The organism is Prosthecobacter sp. (assembly GCF_044226605.1).
Classification (GTDB): Bacteria; Verrucomicrobiota; Verrucomicrobiia; order Verrucomicrobiales; family Verrucomicrobiaceae; genus Prosthecobacter.
On the sequence record NZ_JBGAGS010000013.1, the window covers coordinates 83,966 to 101,839 of the forward strand.

13 protein-coding genes are annotated in these 17,874 nt (G+C 60.1%); 9 read left to right on the forward strand and 4 right to left on the reverse strand.

Annotated elements, in window-relative coordinates; genetic code table 11:
* Window positions 1–44 precede the first annotated feature (44 nt).
* The 3 genes from ACILSO_RS18720 to ACILSO_RS18730 all read left to right on the forward strand — a co-directional run bounded on the left by ACILSO_RS18720 (window position 45) and on the right by ACILSO_RS18730 (window position 5,479).
* Window positions 45–3,614 (forward strand): c-type cytochrome domain-containing protein, encoded by a 3,570-nt coding sequence (locus ACILSO_RS18720; RefSeq protein ID WP_395738973.1) that lies wholly within the window; start codon window positions 45–47, stop codon window positions 3,612–3,614.
* Between the two features lie 153 nt (window positions 3,615–3,767).
* A complete protein-coding gene (locus ACILSO_RS18725; RefSeq protein ID WP_395738974.1) occupies window positions 3,768–5,141 on the forward strand; it encodes a Gfo/Idh/MocA family protein in 1,374 nt (457 codons plus the stop codon).
* Between the two features lie 101 nt (window positions 5,142–5,242).
* The gene (locus ACILSO_RS18730; protein WP_294398876.1) at window positions 5,243–5,479 is read left to right on the forward strand and encodes a hypothetical protein; all 237 of its coding nucleotides are present in this window, start codon (window positions 5,243–5,245) and stop codon (window positions 5,477–5,479) included.
* Window positions 5,480–5,492: 13 nt separating this feature from the next.
* On the opposite strand, the gene ACILSO_RS18735 is transcribed toward ACILSO_RS18730, so the two are convergent.
* Entirely contained in the window at window positions 5,493–6,737 is a 1,245-nt protein-coding gene (locus ACILSO_RS18735) for a glycoside hydrolase family 71/99-like protein (RefSeq protein ID WP_395738975.1), read from the reverse strand.
* 52 nt (window positions 6,738–6,789) lie between these two features.
* On the opposite strand from ACILSO_RS18735, the gene ACILSO_RS18740 reads away from it, so the two are divergent.
* Entirely contained in the window at window positions 6,790–7,839 is a 1,050-nt protein-coding gene (locus ACILSO_RS18740) for a serine hydrolase domain-containing protein (RefSeq protein ID WP_395738976.1), read from the forward strand.
* A gap of 10 nt (window positions 7,840–7,849) precedes the next feature.
* Here ACILSO_RS18740 and ACILSO_RS18745 read toward each other — a convergent pair whose 3' ends face one another.
* Entirely contained in the window at window positions 7,850–9,229 is a 1,380-nt protein-coding gene (locus tag ACILSO_RS18745; RefSeq protein ID WP_395738977.1) for a DUF4038 domain-containing protein, read from the reverse strand.
* An 84-nt stretch (window positions 9,230–9,313) separates the two neighbouring features.
* On the opposite strand from ACILSO_RS18745, the gene ACILSO_RS18750 reads away from it, so the two are divergent.
* The 3 genes from ACILSO_RS18750 (at window position 9,314) to ACILSO_RS18760 (ending at window position 11,694) form a co-directional block, all read left to right on the forward strand.
* Window positions 9,314–9,754, forward strand: a complete 441-nt coding sequence (locus tag ACILSO_RS18750; RefSeq protein WP_395738978.1) for a RidA family protein — start codon at window positions 9,314–9,316, stop codon at window positions 9,752–9,754.
* 75 nt (window positions 9,755–9,829) lie between these two features.
* Window positions 9,830–11,188, forward strand: a complete 1,359-nt coding sequence (gene miaB, locus ACILSO_RS18755) for a tRNA (N6-isopentenyl adenosine(37)-C2)-methylthiotransferase MiaB (RefSeq protein WP_395738979.1) — start codon at window positions 9,830–9,832, stop codon at window positions 11,186–11,188.
* A complete protein-coding gene (locus ACILSO_RS18760; RefSeq protein ID WP_395738980.1) occupies window positions 11,185–11,694 on the forward strand; it encodes a GNAT family N-acetyltransferase in 510 nt (169 codons plus the stop codon). Before miaB ends, ACILSO_RS18760 begins: the two co-directional genes overlap by 4 nt.
* Window positions 11,695–11,699: 5 nt before the next feature.
* Here ACILSO_RS18760 and ACILSO_RS18765 read toward each other — a convergent pair whose 3' ends face one another.
* Window positions 11,700–12,626 carry an FHA domain-containing protein gene (locus ACILSO_RS18765; protein ID WP_395738981.1) on the reverse strand — a complete coding sequence of 309 codons (927 nt, stop codon included), beginning with the start codon at window positions 12,624–12,626 and terminating at the stop codon, window positions 11,700–11,702.
* Between the two features lie 270 nt (window positions 12,627–12,896).
* Here ACILSO_RS18765 and ACILSO_RS18770 point away from each other — a divergent pair, with 270 nt between their 5' ends.
* Window positions 12,897–13,568 carry a hypothetical protein gene (locus tag ACILSO_RS18770; RefSeq protein WP_395738982.1) on the forward strand — a complete coding sequence of 224 codons (672 nt, stop codon included), beginning with the start codon at window positions 12,897–12,899 and terminating at the stop codon, window positions 13,566–13,568.
* A gap of 52 nt (window positions 13,569–13,620) precedes the next feature.
* On the forward strand, window positions 13,621–17,139 hold the full coding sequence (dnaE, locus tag ACILSO_RS18775; protein WP_395738983.1) for a DNA polymerase III subunit alpha: 3,519 nt from the start codon (window positions 13,621–13,623) through the stop codon (window positions 17,137–17,139).
* Here the strand turns inward: dnaE and ACILSO_RS18780 are convergent.
* On the reverse strand, window positions 17,136–17,789 hold the full coding sequence (locus tag ACILSO_RS18780; protein WP_395738984.1) for a vancomycin high temperature exclusion protein: 654 nt from the start codon (window positions 17,787–17,789) through the stop codon (window positions 17,136–17,138). The two genes, dnaE and ACILSO_RS18780, sit on opposite strands and share 4 nt — an antisense overlap.
* Window positions 17,790–17,874 lie beyond the last annotated feature (85 nt).

Consider the following 17,874-nt stretch of genomic DNA (forward strand, 5'->3'; position numbering starts at 1 on the left):
GTTTCATGAGTTTTACCCGTTTCATTTTTCTCCTGTCGATTTCCATGGCAGCAGCCTACGCCCAGACCGTGGACTACACGAAGCAGATCGTTCCGCTTTGGGACACGTATTGCATCGACTGTCATGATGACACGGATGCAGACGGGGAGTTCCGCCTGGACACTTTTGCCAACCTGATGAAGGGCGGCAAGGAGGGGTTGGCGATTGTGGCGGGCAAGGCGAATGACTCGATGCTGGTGAAGTTTTTGGAAGGGCATTCGGGGCGCGGGGGGAAGAATGAGTTCATGCCGCCGGGGAAGCGTGAGAAGCTTAAGGCGGAGGAGATTGCGCTGATCAAAGCCTGGATCAATGCGGGGGCGAAGGGGCCGATGGTGGCGGAAGCGAAACCGATGCCGCGCGAGGTGATCACGCCGCAGATCAAACCGACAGTGGCGCCGAAGCATGCGGTGCAGGCGGTGGCGTTTTCGCCGAATGTGCAGTTCATCGCGGTGGGGCGTTATGGTGAGGTGGAGCTTATTAATCCGGTGACACGTGCGGTGGTGCGCAAGCTGACAGGCTTCAAGGGCAAGGCCAATGCGGTGGCGTTTTCACCGGATGGCGCGACGGTTTATGCCGCAGGCGGTGAGGCCGGAATTGTGGGCATCGTGAAGAGCTGGAAGACGAGCGATGGTGCGCCGCTGCAGTCTTTTGACGGACATCTGGATGCTGCTTATGCGCTGGCGGTTTCGCCTGATGGCAAGATGATCGCCACAGGAGCCTATGATCAAAAGATTCGTCTTTGGGATGCGGCGACGGGAAAGGAGATCGCGCTGCTGAAAGGGCACAATGGAGCGGTGAATGGCCTCTCATTTCGTGCGGATGGCAAGGTGCTGGCGAGCGCCAGCGCAGACCGCACGGTGAAGCTGTGGAGCATCCCGGCCGGGCAGCGGCTCGACACGCTCTCCCAGCCGACGAAGGAACAGACAAGCGTGGTCTTCAGCGCGGATGGCAAGCATCTCTTTGCCGCAGGCGGGGACAACCGCATCCGCCAGTGGAGCATCAGCGGCGATGCCAAGGAAGGGACGAACAAGATCATCACCAGCCGATTTGCGCATGAGGGCGGCATTTTGAATCTGGCGCTTTCGATGGACGGCCACCTGCTCGCCTCGACCTCGACAGACAAGTCGCTCAAGATTTGGAGCACGGCTGACCTCACCGAAAAGGTGCCGCTGGAGAAGCAGCCCGACTGGTCGCCGGCGCTTGCCTTTACGGATAAAGCACAGCTTGTGACCGGTCGTGTGGACGGCAGCCTCAGCATCTATGAGTCGGCCACCGGCAAAGTGGTGATGGCCCCTGCGCCTGCGAAGCCGGCGATGGCCGTGAAGTCGGAGCTGGTGCGGATCGCACCCCGCGCGGTTTACATTGGAGGAGAGCTGATGGTGAGCCTTGCGGGAAAAAACTTCGCTGAGGACATGCAGGTCATGGCTTCACATCCAGGCATCAAGGCGCAGCTGGTGAAGAGCACGGTCAAGCCGAACACGGCGAGGGTGAAACTCACCGCAGGGCCCGAGGTGCCACGGGGAGCTTATGATGTCTGGCTGAAGAGCGCGGCGGGCGACTCCGAGCGGCTGAAGATTTACGCCGATGACATCGCCCCCGCTGTCAGCAAGGCGGCAGACTTTGCCGGAGGTGCGCAAGCGGTGGCCGCGCTGCCAGCCAGCCTGTGGGGAACGCTGACCGAGATCGGCCAGCACGATGCGTATCAGTTCAAGGCAAAAGCGGGAGAGGAACTGGTGTTCGACCTCGCCGTGGCGCAGGTCGGCAGCAAAGCAAAATCTCCGACGCTGGAGATCCTGGACGCACAGCACACCGTGCTTGCCGTGAATCGCGGGCTGGACAGCGGCACCGATCCATTCCTCGCCTGGAAGGTGCCTGCGGATGGCGATTACATCGCGGTGGTAAGCAACACCACCATGGATGGCAGCGCGGAGCATGCTTACCGCCTCACGCTTGGCGCGCTGCCCTATGTCACGGCCTGGTCGCCGCTGACCGCGCAGGCCGGAAGAGAGACTGCCGTATCTCTCATCGGCCATCACCTTGGAGGCAAGGGCACGGTGACGATGAAGCCCGACAAAGAGGGTGTCATGAACGTGCCTTTGGATGCCAGGGTACTCCGCTTCCGCTCCGTGCCTGTGCTGCGGGTGAGCGCACTGGCGCAGGCGGAGGAAGTGGAAGGCAATGATGACTTCGCCAAAGCGCAAAACATCCCCGCACCTGCCACGATGAATGCGTGCCTTGCCCAGGCCCATGACATCGACTGCTTCGCCTTCGACGCTAAAAAAGGCCAGACGTGGATCATTGAAACGCTGGCGGACATGGCGGGCTCTCCTGCCGACACGAAGCTGGAAGTGCTGCACGCCGACGGCAAACCGGTGCAACGCATGCTTCTGCAGGCCGTGCGCGACAGCTACAACAACTTCCGCAGCGTGGATGCCAACAACCCGGACATCCGCCTGCAAAACTGGGAGGAAATGGAGCTGAACGAATACGCCTATTTCAATGGCGATGTGATGAAGATCATCCGCATGCCACGCGGCCCGGACGGCGGCTGCTTCTTCTACACCTCCGGAGGCAAGCGCCGCGCCTACTTTGACACCACGGCCAATTCGCACTCGCTCGACGAACCCTGCTACATCGTGGAGCCCAGGAGCATCGGCAGCACGATCGTGCCAAACGGTCTTCCTGTTTTCACGCTGAACTACGCCAATGATGACAGCGGAGACCGCAAGCTTGGGAGCGACTCCCGGCTGACCTTCACGGCACCTGCGGACGGCCGCTACGTCATCAAGGTCACGGACACCCGCGGCTGGGGCGGGGAGCGGTATGTGTATGCCCTTGCTGTCCGCCAGCCCGCGCCTGATTTCAGCGTGAAGCTGGCCGGGATGAATCCGACGGTGATGCCGGGTGCGGCGGTCGGATTCTCCTTCCGCGCGGAACGTGTGGACGGCTTTGATGATCCCATTCAGATCGAGATCACGGGCCTGCCCGCCGGCTATTACGCCTCGTCTCCCATTTTGATTGAAGCAGGGCATGATCTCATCAGCGGCAGCCTGCGTGCCGCGCCGGATGCTCCGGCCAACGCTGACTGGAGCAAGGTCAAGATCACAGCGAAGTCGGGGAAGCTTGCGCATGATGCAGGAACCTTTGGCAAGGTTACGCTGGGCGCCGCGCCGAAGTTCATCATCGTCATGGAGCCGGATGCCGGGGGCAAGGCCGTGATGAGAGAGATCAAAGACGAGACGAAGCCTCTGGAGATCACGCTTGTTCCAGGGCAGACGGTGAAGGCGTGGATCCGTGCGGTGCGCATGGGCAATGACGGCATCCTCAACCTCGATGTGCACGGCCTGCCGCATGGCGTGATCGTCGATGACATCGGCCTCAATGGCGTGCAGATCCGCGAGAAGGAAAATGAGCGCCCGATTTTCTTCCGCGCCGCCAGCTGGGTGAAGGACCAGGATGCGCTGATCCACGCCGCGCTCAGTTCTGCGCGCAACGAGCATGACAGTGCAGCGCTGCAGACCAGCTTTCCGATGCTGCTGAAGATCCGCAAGCCGGCAGGTGTGGCGGGGAGGTGAATGCCCGATGAACGCGGCAGCGTCCTGGAGCGCTCCAGTTCTCTGGAGCATTTCGTGGACGGCTGGACGTTCGAAAGAGCCGGAGGACCGGCGCACGCCAGGACGCTGGCGCGGCTGACAGAGTGCCGTGGGCACCAGCGTTCACATTCCATCATGAACCGCCGCCACTTTTTCCAGAAATCTCTCGCTGCCACAGCCTCTGTTTCCGCGCCCGCTATTCTGAGCGCGAAGTCACCGAATTCGATGTTTCAGGTGGCCTCCATCGGTGTGGGCGGGATGGGCGGGGTGACGATGATGAGCGTGATGCGCCATGAGAAGGTGCGGCTGGTGGGCATGTGCGATGTGGATGCGAAGACGCTGGAACTGGCACGTGGCGGCAATGCCACACGGCGGAAGGAGCTGCAGGATCCGGATGCTGCAAAGCGGCTGGAAGGCGCGGCGGTGTTTCGGGATTACCGCGAAATGATCGCCAAGCTGGGCGACAGCGTGGATGCGGTGACGATCGGCACGCCGGACCACATGCATGCGGCCATGGCCGTGACGGCGCTGCGGGCGAAGAAGCACGTGTATTTGCAGAAGCCGCTGACGCATCACATCCATGAAGCACGGGTACTCGGGGCTGAAGCGGCAAAGGCCGGAGTCACCACGCAGATGGGCACGCAGGGACATTCCACCGTCGAAACGCTCATGGCGGTCGATCTCATCAAAAGCGGCGCCATCGGCAAGGTGAAGGAGGTCATCTGCTGGGAGAACAAAAAGACCAGCTGGTGGCCCAAGGTGGCGGAGCGCAAGGCGCAGGCAGACCCGGTGCCGGAGAATCTGGACTGGAACCAGTGGCTCGGCGTCGCCAATGAAGTGCCGTTTCTCGAAGGTGCCTACCACCCGTCCATGTGGCGTTCCTGGGTGGATTTTGGCGTGGGCATGATGGGAGACATGGGCTGCCATTACTTTGACGTCGTCTCCTCCTGCCTCGGCCTCATGGCGCCCACCCGAGTGCGGTGCCTGGATGAAGGCAGCAAGGGGGACTTGTACGCGCTGAAGCGGCATCTGGAGTATGAGTTTCCCGGCACCTCCTTGACTGCTGCCGACAAGATCAAGATGACCTGGACGGACGGCGGCTACCCTTACGATTCCCGCGTCATCAAGCCCTCCGTACTGACCAAAGACACGCCGAGCGGCATCTTCTTCATCGGAGAAAGCGGTGGCATCTTCAAGCCGCACTCTCAGCGCCCTTGGCTGGTACCGGAGGAAAAATTCACCGGCTATGCCTACCCGAAGAACCGAATCGCCAACCACTACACCGATTGGGTGGACGCCTGCATGAAGGGGGAAAAGGCCGCCGCAGACCTGCCGACCTACGGCTGCCCGCTCACAGAGGCCGTGCTCCTCGGCGTGCTGGCCGAGCGCAATCCAGGCGGCTGGATCGAGTGGGACGCCGCTGCCGGGAAGGTGACGAACCGGCCGGAGCTCAATGCCCAGCTGGTGAGGAAATACCGCGATGGCTGGAGCGTCGAAGGGCTGGGCTGAGGTTGCTTAACCTCCGCAAAGCAAGCGCAAAAATCAGCGCAAGTTGTTCATTACCGACGTTGCACTCGGCCAATGTCGTCGTAGCATCGTAGTATTACTTCATGAGCGCGCATGAGCACAAACCAGACTCACGTCTGAAGCAGGCTGAAAAGATCGCCACCCACCCGGAGCAGTACAAAGTCTGCGAAGGCTGCGGCTCCATCGTGGTCACGCGTGCCATCACTTGCCCGAGCTGCCATGCCTACCTGTTTGACGCCACCTCGGTGCGCGTGATCGCGCAGGCCAAGGAACTGGCGCTGCGTGCCGCTAATTCGGTGCTGGCCTCGGATCTTTCCTGAGTCTGCGCTGCGCTCAGCGCTTCGGCAGGGTGTCCGATGTTTCCCCGCGCAGCAGTTTGCCCAGCATGCCCGTGAGCCAGAGGTAGTGATCGCTGGGCAGATCTGGCTCGGCAAGGAAGCGGCTTTCGCCGACGGGCGGGTTATTGTCGGTTTTAAAAATGGCGGTGCCTTCGTCCATCTCGTCAAACATGGCCACGTAGAGCATCTGTGCACCGGCCCGCTTGGCCGCGAGTGCCTGGGACCAGAGAAATTCGCCGCCGAGGCGGGGAATGGCATCAAACTTCGCCGGCTGGTTCCGCGACTTCGAGAGATTCGTCCAACTGAAGCCGGGGAACAGGACAGGCAGGTAGTCCACCTTGTGCTCGGTGCACCATTCGATGTCTGGCTTCAGCACCTTCTCTCCATTCTTTGAGGCGTCCTGCGGCTTGCCGAAGCGGCCCACAGCCCAGGGACTCACAATGTCCGCCCGGGCGATGAGTTCGTGCAGTTTGGGGTCTTGGATGGTGTCCCTTTTCGCCTCGAGCGAGCGCCAGTAGTAGGGGACGCCGAGCATGATGGAGCAGCCGCCGAACTCCCGGTCCTCACGCAGAAAGGTGATCAGGCGGGACCACTCCTCCAGCATTGGAGCGCGGTCATTGAAACCAAGTCCCCAGAGAGCCACGAGGGGTTTGCCGTGGTGTTTGAAATAGCTGGCGCTTTTAGGATCGAGACGCTTTTCGGACAGAAGGCGCTTCCAGTCTTCGATCACCAGTTGAATGTCGCCTTCCTTGATGCCGCTGAGGTCATACATCAGCGTGATGCCGCGCCCGTTGGCTGCGGCGGCGGTCTGGCAATGGGCCAGCACACCGTCCATTGGCTCGCGAAAGCGCTTGTCGCGCGTGGTGGTGGCAAAGCGCTGGATGAAGGCGCCGTCGATGCCGTAGTCGCGCATCCATTTGAAATGAAGCTGGATGACGGCGGGGTGGACGGAGCTGAAGACCTCGGCGGTGCTGCCGTCGGCATGCTTGAAAGGGGTGGGCACGCGGGCCTCTTTCGGCAGTTCGCTCACGTCCGGCCACATCTCGATGTGGGCATGCCCCGGCTCGAGGATCTTGCTGCCTGCCGCGTAGTGGTGCCAGCCGTTGTTGCTGCCGTCGCCTTCGCAGCGGAACCAGCCCTGGTAGCCGCAGACCACCTTGCCCGTGAGCGTGCTGGTGTCCACGGTCTGGGCGCGGGCGCTGAGAGCGAGCAGGACGGGGAGAATGAGAAAGCGGAGCATTCAGGATGTTTTCATTGACGGCGGGCGGGCGTCAAGGTGTGATGTGCTGCGTATGAAACGACGCGCCTTTGTGAGCTCCCTTGCTGCGTGGCCCATGGCGGGCGCGGCTCTTCCTGAGTCTGAAGAGGGAAAGATCCGCAGCATTGCCGAAGGTTTTCTGCGCGAGCAGGGCATTCAGGGCATGAGCATCGCGTATGGCCGGAACGGCAAAATCGAGTTTGAGGGAGCCTATGGTTTTGCGGATGCGGAAGGCAAAGAGGCTGTCACCCCGAGGCATCGTTTTCGCATCGCGAGTGTCTCCAAACCCGTCACGGCCACGGCGGTGATGATGGACATCGAAAAAGGGCTGCTCAAGGCAGACAGCAAAGTCTTTGGTCCGCAGGGCATCCTCGGGGGCGATTACGGCGGAGACGTGGCGGAGGTTACCGTGGACCAGCTTCTCACCCACACCAGCGGCGGCTGGGCCAATGACAAGAATGATCCCATGTTTAAAAAACCCAGGATGAATCACGCCGAGCTCATCGCCTGGACGCTCGCAAACCAGAAGCAGACTCACAAGCCGGGAGAGCACTTTGCGTATTCAAACTTCGGCTACTGCGTGCTCGGCCGGGTGCTGGAGAAGGTGCACAAGATGCCGTATGACAAGCTGATCTCGGAGGAGGTGCTGTCGAAATGCGGCATCACCAGCATGAAAATTGGCGGCAATACACTGGCGGATCGACTGCCCCGGGAGGTCATGTACATCACTCCCGAAGACGACGCGGCCTACCTCATGAACGTGGCTCGAATGGACTCCCATGGCGGATGGACTGCCACCGCAGGGGATCTGGTGCGCTTTGCATCACAGCTGCCACTGTTGCTCAATCCGGATTCGATTCGCAGCATGACCACGCCCGGAGCGGGCGGAGGCTACGCACGTGGCTGGAATGTAAACAAGGTGCCGAACTGGTGGCACAACGGCTCGCTTCCAGGAACGACGACGATCATGGTGCATACCGCGAAGGGGCTGTGCTGGGCCGGGCTGCTCAATGGGCGCAAGGATGGCCTGGGTCTCGCGCTGGACAAGCTGATGTGGCAGATGAGCGGAGCGCTCAAGGCGTGAGATTGTCGGATCAGGATTTCTTTTTTCGAAGCAAAAAGACCCAGTCTTTGGTTCGGCCAATGACCTGCCCGGGTGCGTCTTTCCATTCAGAGGCAGCTCCGAAGAGTAAAATTCCGGAGGTGACGGTCAAGTGGCCCATGGGTTTGCCAGTGGCTGGATCCATGCTTATGGCCTCCATGTCAGCCGGTTTGAAGGACAGCTTGCTGAAATCAGGTGCAATGCTGGTGGTCTGCGCATCTGGCACATATACGACCACGAAGCTCCCGTCCGTGGCGACGGCGCACATCGGCGGATTGGTGCCCGAATAGCTGTTCAACAGGAACGAATCATCCCGCCGCAGCTTCGTCCAGTCGAGGCCCTCCATGAATTTCTTCATCACCCCCATCTGTGCCGCGCCTGGGAGATCCAGCGCCTGCTGCCAGGGCGTGCGCGCGTCTGTCTGCGCTTTGCGCTTCCTGAGATCATGAAACTGCCAGATGCTGTGCGTGCCATACACATGGCCGCAGGCGCCGCTGAGGACGCTCCACCACGCGGCGCGGCGCACATCGTAGTCGTCAAACCACTCGGTGGGCTTCTTGTCCTTCATGAGGCCGCGCACGGGATGGTCTTCATAGCAGGGCTCGCCATCCAGCGTTGGCTTGAGCGCGGGCAGGGCGAGGTTTTTCGCGTTCATGTCGTAGTTCGCCTTGGCGCGCTGGGCGTGTCCGCTTTGAAACATGTGAAAGTCCAGCCAAGGCTCGTCGGGCCAGTAGTCGGACGAATTGGCGCCGCCTTTGGGATGGAAGGTGATGAGGTGCCTGCCGCCATCCCCCTTTTTCAAACCGGCCGCCATGGCGCGGATGATGGCCCGCTGGGCATCGTTATCCACGGAGCGGTCGCCGCCGAGAATCCAGATGATAGGTTTGTCCTTGTAGCGCTTCGCGAGCCACTCGCAGTAGGTGGCGGCGTTTTCGGGAGTGAAGATCTCCGGGCCTTTGCCCCACTTCTTGTTCCATTTGTCACCCCAGGTCGGCAGCATGGCGGTGTAGAGGCCGAGAGATTCAGCCTTGTTCACGATCCAATCGACGTGCTGGAAGTAGGCTTCGCGGGGCTTGGTCGGGTCGTTGTTTTCCAGCGGCATCTCGCCGTAGGCGTTGGGCTGGTCGAATTCATGCTCCGCCAGCGCCACGGCGAGGATGGTGTTGAAGCCCTTGCCGGCGCGGTTTTTCAAATAGAGGTCTGCCTCTTCACGCGTGAGCCGGTGAAAGAGCTCCCAGGCAGTGTCGCCGAGGAGGAAGAACGGTTTGCCATCAGCGGTGGCCAGGTGCCGATGATCATCGGCCACTTTGAGATCCGGCAGGGCGGCGCGGGCGGAAACTGCAAGGGCGAACAAAAAGAAGGCGAAGCGCATGGCGAAGATATTGGCAGAAGAGCGCGCTCAATTGCCAGTTTTCGTTTTCCAAATCGTATTCTGCATCCACTTCTCATTCCCACTATGACACCCCAGCAAAAAGCAGAATCCCTTGGCCTTGTTTTCACCAAACAGCCCCCCGCTTACCTGAACCTGTGCATCCGCAGCGGCAACCAGCTCCTCACCTCCGGCCATGTGAGCGATCTGAAGGGCAAACTCGGTGCCGGTGTGTCCACGGAAGACGGCTATAAGGCCGCCAAAAACTGCGCCGAGAAGGTGCTGCGCTCCGTGTGGGACACCCACGGCACGCTGGACGGCCTCAAGGTCATCAAGGTGCTCGGCTGCGTGAATTCGACTCTGGAATACAGCGATCAGCACCTGGTCATCAACGGCTGCTCCGACCTGCTGCACGAGATTTTCGGCAAGGAAGGCGACGGCTACCACGCCCGCAGCGCCCTGGGTTTTGCCCAGCTTCCCACCGGCGCGGCCGTGGAAGTTGAGGCCATCTTTGAGATCAAGGGCTGATCCCGGGGCGGGGCCAAAGCGCCTTAAGGTTGTGTTTTGGGCGGGAAGGGGTATTCTCCCGACCCCCCAATCCCAATGCCCCGCGTCCACATCAAAACCTACGGCTGCCAGATGAACGAACGCGACACCGAGCAGGTGTCGCAGATGTTTGTCGAGCGCGGCTACACCATGACGGCGCGGGACGAAGACGCCGATGTGGTGCTCATCAACACCTGCTCTGTGCGCGATCAGGCGGAGCAGAAGGCGCTGGGAAAGATGGGCATGGTCCGCCGCCGGCGCATCCCGCTGGTCACCGGCTTCATGGGCTGCATGGCGCAGAGCCGCGGCAGCGAACTGGTGGACAAGGCGAACGTGGATCTGGTCGTCGGCACGCAGAAGTACCACCGCGTGGTCGACTACGTGGACGAGATCATCCGCGCCAAAGAGGCAAAGCAGATGGACGACGAGCGCTTTTCCATCGTCGACGTGGAGGAAGAGGCGGCCTCGCAGAACACCATCCGAGACCACACGCTGAAGGAGAGGCAGGCCAGCGCCTTCGTCAGCATCATGCAGGGCTGCAACATGAAGTGCACTTTCTGCATCGTCCCTTACACCCGTGGCGGCGAGCGCGGCCGGCCCATCGCAGACATTGTCGAAGAAGTGAAGCGTCTCGCGGATCGTGGCGTGAAGGAGGTGACTCTGCTCGGCCAGATCGTGAATCTCTACGGCAGGCATGAGTTCCCGGCTGTGGATGGCAAGAGCCCCTTTGTGCAGCTTCTGGAGGCGGTGCACGAGATCTCGGGCATCCAGCGCATTCGCTTCACCAGCCCGCACCCCATTGGCTACAAGAAGGATCTCATCGAAGCCTTCACCTATCTGCCCAAGCTTGCCGAGCACGTGCATCTGCCCGTGCAAAGCGGCAGCGATGCCATTTTGAAGCGCATGCACCGCCCGTACACCGCGGCGAAGTTCACCGAGCTTGTTCAGCGCATCCGTGCTGCACGTCCGGACATCGCGGTGACCACGGACGTGATCGTGGGCTTTCCCGGCGAGACCGAAGAGCACTACCTGGAGACGCGCCAGATGTTTGAGGACATCAAATTCGACAACGCTTTCGTGTTTCGTTATTCCAAACGTCGTGGTACGCCCGCAGCGGAGATGGAGGACGCCATCCAGGTGCCGGAGCGTGTGAAGGAAGAGCGGAACCAGGACCTGCTCGGCGTGGTGAACCGCATCGCTCTGCCGATGTATGACGCGCTGGTGGGCAGGGAGGTCGAAATCCTCTGCGAAGGCCCGAGCAAGACCAATGAGCTGCGCCTCACCGGCCGCACGGGCTCCAATCGCATCGTGGTTTTCGATGGCAATCCCGAGCGCCACATCGGCGAGATCTTTAAAGTGCGCGTGGCGGAGGCGGGGCACTTCACTCTGTTCGGAGATCCCGTGCTGAATGCATGAGCACGACCTTGAAAATCGATCTACGCCCGCTCACGCGTGAGCATGCGCCGTCGTTTTGTCAGTTGGTGATCGCGCTCGCGGAATTTGAAAAATTAACGCCACCCGATGAAGCCGCGCAGGCACGTCTGGTCGAAGATACTCTGGGCGCCAGACCGCGCATTGAAGTCTGGCTGGCCTTCGTCAACGACGATTCGCAGCCCTGTGGCTACATGATCCTGGTGGAAACCTATTCGAGTTTCCTCGCGCTGCCGACGCTCTACCTGGAAGATCTTTTTGTCCTCCCTGAACGCCGCAAGGGTGGAGTGGGCGGTGCATTGCTCAAAAAGGTCGTAAGCCTCGCGCACGAACGTGGCTGCGGCCGTGTCGAGTGGACCGCACTCGACTGGAACGTGAACGCGCAGCAGGTCTATGAACAGCGCCTGGGAGCCAAACGCATGAGCGAGTGGTTTCTCTACCGGATGACTCGCGACGACATGCAGCGTTTTCTAAAAGGCGAAGCCAAGTAGTCCCGTTAAAAGGACATCGTCGGCACGTCGATCAGCGAATACACTTCCACAGGGTCAGGCTGTCCCTTCACCGGATGAATGCCGGCGTTTTGGTAGAGGCGCAGGCCTTCGGGCCAGCCGTTGAGAAACGGCGCACCTGCGAGCACCGGCACCTGCAGCTTGCGGGTCAGACTCTCGATGCGGAAGGTCACGTTCACGGCTTCACCCACGGCAGTGTTCACGCCGCGGCCCATGGCGCCCAGGGCCACGTCCCCAATGTTCAGCCCGATGTGGCAGTGAACTTCCAGATTCATGTTTTCCTTCAGCCACTTGCGCTTCGGGGACTCACTGGCTTCAGGGCTGCTGAGAATCTTGGCGGCCTCGGTGGCCTTCATACGTGAGCTCACGTCATCTCCCGGCCAGTAGGCAAAGACACCGTCGCCAATGAATTTGTCGATGATGGCATCACGCGTTTTCAGAACTTTTTCGCACTGCGCATACCACTCACGCAGCATGGCGGCCACTTCCTCGGCGCTGAGCTGGGAGGAAATGGTGGTGAAATTGCGAAGATCTCCCACCAGCAGGGTGGCACGAACGGTTTTCACCGGCAGCGCGATGGTGTGGAGCGACTGCGTGCTGACATTGCTCGTCTCGCTCGGCGGGCGTTCTTCCTCCTGGCTGTCAAAAATGAAGGTGCTGGTGCCAAACTGCACCCGGTCTCCGTGGCGAAGCGCTCGCGCCGTAGTCACCGCCACATCGTTGACGAAACTGCCGTTGGCACTGCCGAGGTCGGAAACCCAAAAAAGCTGCCCGTCCCGCCGGATGGTGGCGTGCTGGCGCGATACTCCGCCGTCCACCAGCCTGATGCTGGCATCAGGGCTGCGCCCGACCAGATTGAAGTCCTCGAGAGTGATCTCGAGTTCTTTCTCCAGTGATTTTAGTACGGCTCCCATGAATTGGTTAAACAGAATGCTCTTTTGAAGCAATTTACGCGCCGCAAGTCAAGCGCGGTCATGATCCTGCTACAAGGTTTTTCGCAGGTTCTTTCGACAACTCAGAGTCCACCTGAAAAATCAGGGGCCGTCTTCTGCGAGTTTTTCTCGTTGGAACGACGATATATTTGCCATTGACATGGGCATCTCCACCATGGGTGCATGTTGCAGTGGATCTTTCGCAGGCGTTTGATGGGGGCCGTATCAGCGGCTGCCCTGGCCTTCGTCAGCATGGCGCAGGCCCATGTGGTGCCGAATATGACCGTGGAGGCGGAATTCAGCGCTTCGGGAGCGTACTCATTGCGCATCAATGTCGATCCGCGTGCTTTCCTGGCTGCAGACCCCACATCCATGCCACCTGTTCCGGCCTCGTGGTACCGGGAGCAGACGCCGTCACAGGTCGCAGCGACCCACGAAAAGGCTCTGGAATATCTCGTCAGTGCCCTGGTGCCGTTGTTCAACGGTCAAAAAGTCCCGCTCCCAGCCTGTGAAATCCAGGCCATAGACGGCAACGACAACACCCCGCTCCAGGCCGAAACCCAGGAGGTGCATTTGCTCGCCACCGCCAAAGGTCAGCTGCCACCTGGCGCAAACACCTTTCAGATCGACTACTCCAAAGCTGCCAGCATCCCCCTGATTCTGGTGCAAATGCAGACGGGAAAGGCCGAGCCGCGCCCCAGGGTGGTTTTCCCTGGGGAGGTCAGTCCAGCGTATCCGCTGAAGGCGGTGGTGGCGCAGGCCGCTGCGGGCGCTCCTGCACCCCCGCCGCAGCCTGCCAGTCAGATTTATCTCGTCATCGCAGTTTCGGTGGTGTGCATTCTCATCATCATAGGCTGGCGTCTGCTCGGCTACTACCGCCACTATCATCGCGCACACCGCAAACCGGGCGCCGAAAAAATGTGAAAAACTACCTCTTTCATGCATTCCAAGCGGGGTTAATTCTATCCCCCGCCGCATGTCAGATTCCTTCGTCCATCTCCACCTTCACACCGAATACTCACTGCTAGACGGAGCAGTGCGCATCGACGAGCTGGTGAAACGCGTGAAGGAGCTGAACATGCCTGCCGTGGCCATGACCGACCATGGCAATCTCTACGGCGCCATCGACTTCTACATGGCGGCGAAAAAGGCCAAGGTGAAGAGCATCATCGGCTGCGAGGCCTACCTCGCCCCCGGCTCCATGATGGACAAAAACGAAGTCCCGGGCCGCAAGCGCTCCTCCCACCTCACGCTGCTGGCCTCCAGCAACGAAGGCTTCGAAAACCTCTCCAAGCTGATCACCAAAGGCCATCTCGAAGGCCAGTGGTACAAGCCTCGCGTGGACAAGGACGCCCTGCGCGAGCATGCGAAAGGCCTCATCTGCCTCAGCGGCTGCATCAATGGCGAGATCAACGAACTCCTCCTCTCCGACCGTAAGGACGAGGCGGAGAAAAGCCTGCTGGAATTTCGCGACATCTTCGGCCCCGAAAATTTCTACCTCGAAATCCAGGATCACAATATGGAGGCCCAGCGCAAAAGCGCGCGGCAGATGATCGAGTGGGGAAAGCAGTACCAGCTCAAGACCGTCGCCACCAACGACGTGCATTTCCTCAACCGCAGCGACCATGAGTCCCACGACATCATGATTTGCATCGGCACCGGTGCCAGCATCTACGATCAGAACCGCATGACCTATTCCCCGGAGGTCTATTTCAAGACCGCCGAGGAGATGCGCGCCCTCTTTGCCGAAGTGCCTGAGGCCTGCGATGCCACGCTGGAAATCGCCGAGCGCTGTGACGTCAAGATCCACCTCGACTCCACCAGCATCGACCGCTACCCGCAGTATCCGATGTCCGACGGCGGGGACCGCAATGAATACCTGCGCAGACTGACGACGGAGGGCCTGGAGCGCCGCTATGGCCGTGATCGCGCGCTGAATGACGAGGTGCTGCACCACCGCATGGAGGTGGAGCTGGCGCTGCTGAAGGAGAAGAACTTCACCAGCTACTTCCTCATCGTCTGGGACTTCATCAACTGGGCGCGAGAGCACGACATCCCCGTTGGCCCCGGTCGTGGTTCCGCCGCAGGCTCGCTCGTCGCCTTCTGTCTCGGCATCACAGATATTGACCCGCTTCGTTTTGAGCTGGTGTTCGAGCGATTCCTCAATCCCGAGCGTGTCAGCCCTCCTGATATCGATATCGACTTCTGCCAGACGCGCCGTCCGGAAGTCATTCAGTACGTCCGTGAAAAATACGGCGACCTCAGCGTCTGCCATATCATCACCTTTGGCACCATGGGCGCCAAGTCCGTCATCCGTGACGTCGGTCGCGTGCTGGGCTGGAGCTATGGCGACAGCGATGCGCTGTCGAAGATGATTCCGAACGAGCTGAACATCGACCTGAAGGAGTCGGTCGAGAAGAATCCCGACCTTGCCGCCAAGCTGGAGGCTGACGGTAACGCGCAGGAACTCTGGCGGCATGCCACCTTCCTGGAAGGCCTCACGCGTGGCACCGGCGTGCATGCGGCGGGTGTCGTCATCGGGGAACGCCGCCTGGACAACTTCATCGCCCTCACGCGAGACAAGGAAGAAGCCATCCTCTCGCAGTATGCGATGAAGCCCCTCACCGAGCTGGGCATGCTCAAGATGGACTTCCTCGGCCTCAAAACGCTGACGGTGATCCACGAAGCGGAGCACTGGATCCACAAACGAGTGCCCGGCTTTAAAGTGGCCGATGCGCCACTCGAAGACACCAAAACCTTTGATCTCATCAAGCGCGGCGAAACAGTCGCCGTGTTCCAGATGGAATCTGGAGGCATGGTCAACACCTGCAAACAGCTGGGGCCGGACACCATCGAGGAAATCATCGCTATTCTCGCGCTGTATCGTCCCGGCCCGATGCAGTTCATTCCCGACTACATCAAGCGCAAGAAGGGTGAGGAGAAGGTGGACTACCCCCACCCGCTGCTGGAGAAAATTTCGAAGGAGACCTACGGCATTCTGGTTTACCAGGAGCAGGTCATGCAGGCGGCGAACCTTCTCGCCGGCTTCTCACTCGGACAAGCTGACTTGCTCCGACGTGCCATGGGTAAGAAGGACGCCGCTGAGATGGCCCGCCAGCGTCTTATCTTCGTGGAGGGCTGCCTGAAGACGAACGAGATCCAGGCCAAGCTCGCGAACTCCATCTTCGACTTGCTCGAAAAATTCGCGCAATACGGTTTCAACAAATCCCACTCCGCTGCCTACGGGATCGTCACCTATCGCACGGCCTACCTGAAGGCGAACTTCCCTGTGGAGTTCATGGCGGCCGTGTTGAGCTTTGAAATCAGCAATCCCGACAAGATCGCCAACTTCGTCAGCGAATGCTTTGAGATGGACATCAAGGTGCTGCCCCCTGACGTCAACAAATCGTCCCTGAAGTTTGCTCCTGAAAGATTTGAAACCGAAGGCGAAGCGCCCAATGCCATTCGCTATGGTCTCAGCGCCATCAAAAACGTCGGCGAAGGCGCCATGGAGGCGGCCATCGCCGAACGTGAAAAGAATGGTCTCTTCCTCAGTCTCGAAGATTTCGCCGCCCGCCTCGACAACCGCGCGGTGAACAAGAAGCTCATGGAGTCACTCGTCAAAGCCGGGGCCTTCGACTTCACCAAAGAGTCGCGCTCTGTGATGTTCGCCAAGCTTGAGCAGGTGCTCGCCTCAGCCGCCAGTCTGCAGAAGGACCGCAAATCCGGCCAAGGCGGCCTCTTTGATGACTTCGATCTGGCGCAGCCGAAAAAGAAAAACGAGGCCTCAGCGCCCGCGGTGGCCTGGACGACGGACGAAATTCTGGCCTTCGAAAAAGAACTCCTCGGCTTCTACGTCAGCGGCCATCCTCTCGACAGCTATCGTGGCCATTTCGATTCCTCCAAGGTCATCAAGATTGCCTCCATTGCGGATATTGATACCAAGGAAAAAGCGAGCACACACTCCATCGCCGGCATCCTCAGCCAGCTCGAAGTGAGGTACTCCAAAAAGGATAACCGCCCCTTCGCCACCTTCAAGTTTGAAGACTTCACCGGCCAGATCGAGATGATGTGCTGGAGCGACGACTACGAAAAAACGAAGGACGTGCTGGCCAATGGCGCCGTGCTCGGCCTCCGCATTCGTGTCAGCAAAGACCAGAAGACGGACGGAAATCGTGTCACCATGAACAGTGCGCAGCCGCTCAAGCCCAAGGCGGCGAAACCGCGCAATGCCGGCGACCCCGGTCCTTCCGAGCCCCCGCCGCCAAAGCCGCCCGCTCCGCCCAAGCCAATCGTGCTGAGGCTCAACACCAGGCAGCATGACGAAACGGACCTCGAGCGCATCCAGGAGGTTCTGCTCGCGCATCCCGGCACTTTGCCTGTCTTCCTGGAGATCTCTCAAAACGGCCACAAAGCCCGGCTCGAGCTCGATGAAAGTTTTCGCGTCACTTCCAGTCCTGAGCTTCGTCGTGCGCTGGTCGTCTGGCTGGGCTAGTTCAGCGGAACGTTTACTTTTTCGCCAAGAAACTTCGGCTGCGTGCCCAGCACGTTCACGTCCAGCACCGCTTTGACGCAGGCCAGCTTCTCCCGCAGAAAGGTCTTCACTGAAAGCTTCACCGGCACATCCTTTGCATTCAAACCGTAGGCCTCGATACCAAACGCGCGTGCCAGGTAAATGGCGCGCGCATTGTGAAATCTTTGTGAAACAAAAATCACACGCTGCTGCCCGAAGACCTCTTTGGCCCTCACCACCGAGTCCAGCGTGCGGAATCCCGCGTAGTCACACACGATCTTCCCCTCTGGCACACCCAGCTTGATCAGCGCCAGCTTCATGTCCGTGGGTTCGTCGTAGCTGTGCGTGCCGTTGTCACCGCTCACGATCAGCGCCTTCACCTTGCCCGATTTGTAGAGCGCCGCGGCAGCCTCCATGCGGTATTTGAAGAAGTAATTGTTCCACCCGCCCGCCACATGGGCGGCGGTCCCCAAAACCACAGCGGCAGGTGCCTCCGGCATGGCCTTCGCATCACCAAAGCAGCGGCCCTCCGATCGCTTCGCGATCCACCATTCACAGCCGAAGACGATGGCAGGCACCAGTGCGGCCAAAACGGCGATTCGCAGCCACCAGCGCTTGAGGAATGTCTTCATTCCAAACTCCTCAAGTCACTTCACACAGCCTGCAAGCTGCCGCTTCTATCATTTTGCCAAATCCCATTCTCAGCGCACTATCCGG

Coding starts and splice junctions, on each gene's coding strand:
- ACILSO_RS18720 (WP_395738973.1), top strand. CDS start 45: ATGGCAGCAGCCTACGCCCAGACCGTGGACTACACGAAGCAGATCGTT.
- ACILSO_RS18725 (WP_395738974.1), top strand. CDS start 3,768: ATGAACCGCCGCCACTTTTTCCAGAAATCTCTCGCTGCCACAGCCTCT.
- ACILSO_RS18730 (WP_294398876.1), top strand. CDS start 5,243: ATGAGCGCGCATGAGCACAAACCAGACTCACGTCTGAAGCAGGCTGAA.
- ACILSO_RS18735 (WP_395738975.1), bottom strand. CDS start 6,737: ATGCTCCGCTTTCTCATTCTCCCCGTCCTGCTCGCTCTCAGCGCCCGC.
- ACILSO_RS18740 (WP_395738976.1), top strand. CDS start 6,790: ATGAAACGACGCGCCTTTGTGAGCTCCCTTGCTGCGTGGCCCATGGCG.
- ACILSO_RS18745 (WP_395738977.1), bottom strand. CDS start 9,229: ATGCGCTTCGCCTTCTTTTTGTTCGCCCTTGCAGTTTCCGCCCGCGCC.
- ACILSO_RS18750 (WP_395738978.1), top strand. CDS start 9,314: ATGACACCCCAGCAAAAAGCAGAATCCCTTGGCCTTGTTTTCACCAAA.
- miaB (WP_395738979.1), top strand. CDS start 9,830: ATGCCCCGCGTCCACATCAAAACCTACGGCTGCCAGATGAACGAACGC.
- ACILSO_RS18760 (WP_395738980.1), top strand. CDS start 11,185: ATGAGCACGACCTTGAAAATCGATCTACGCCCGCTCACGCGTGAGCAT.
- ACILSO_RS18765 (WP_395738981.1), bottom strand. CDS start 12,626: ATGGGAGCCGTACTAAAATCACTGGAGAAAGAACTCGAGATCACTCTC.
- ACILSO_RS18770 (WP_395738982.1), top strand. CDS start 12,897: ATGGCGCAGGCCCATGTGGTGCCGAATATGACCGTGGAGGCGGAATTC.
- dnaE (WP_395738983.1), top strand. CDS start 13,621: ATGTCAGATTCCTTCGTCCATCTCCACCTTCACACCGAATACTCACTG.
- ACILSO_RS18780 (WP_395738984.1), bottom strand. CDS start 17,789: ATGAAGACATTCCTCAAGCGCTGGTGGCTGCGAATCGCCGTTTTGGCC.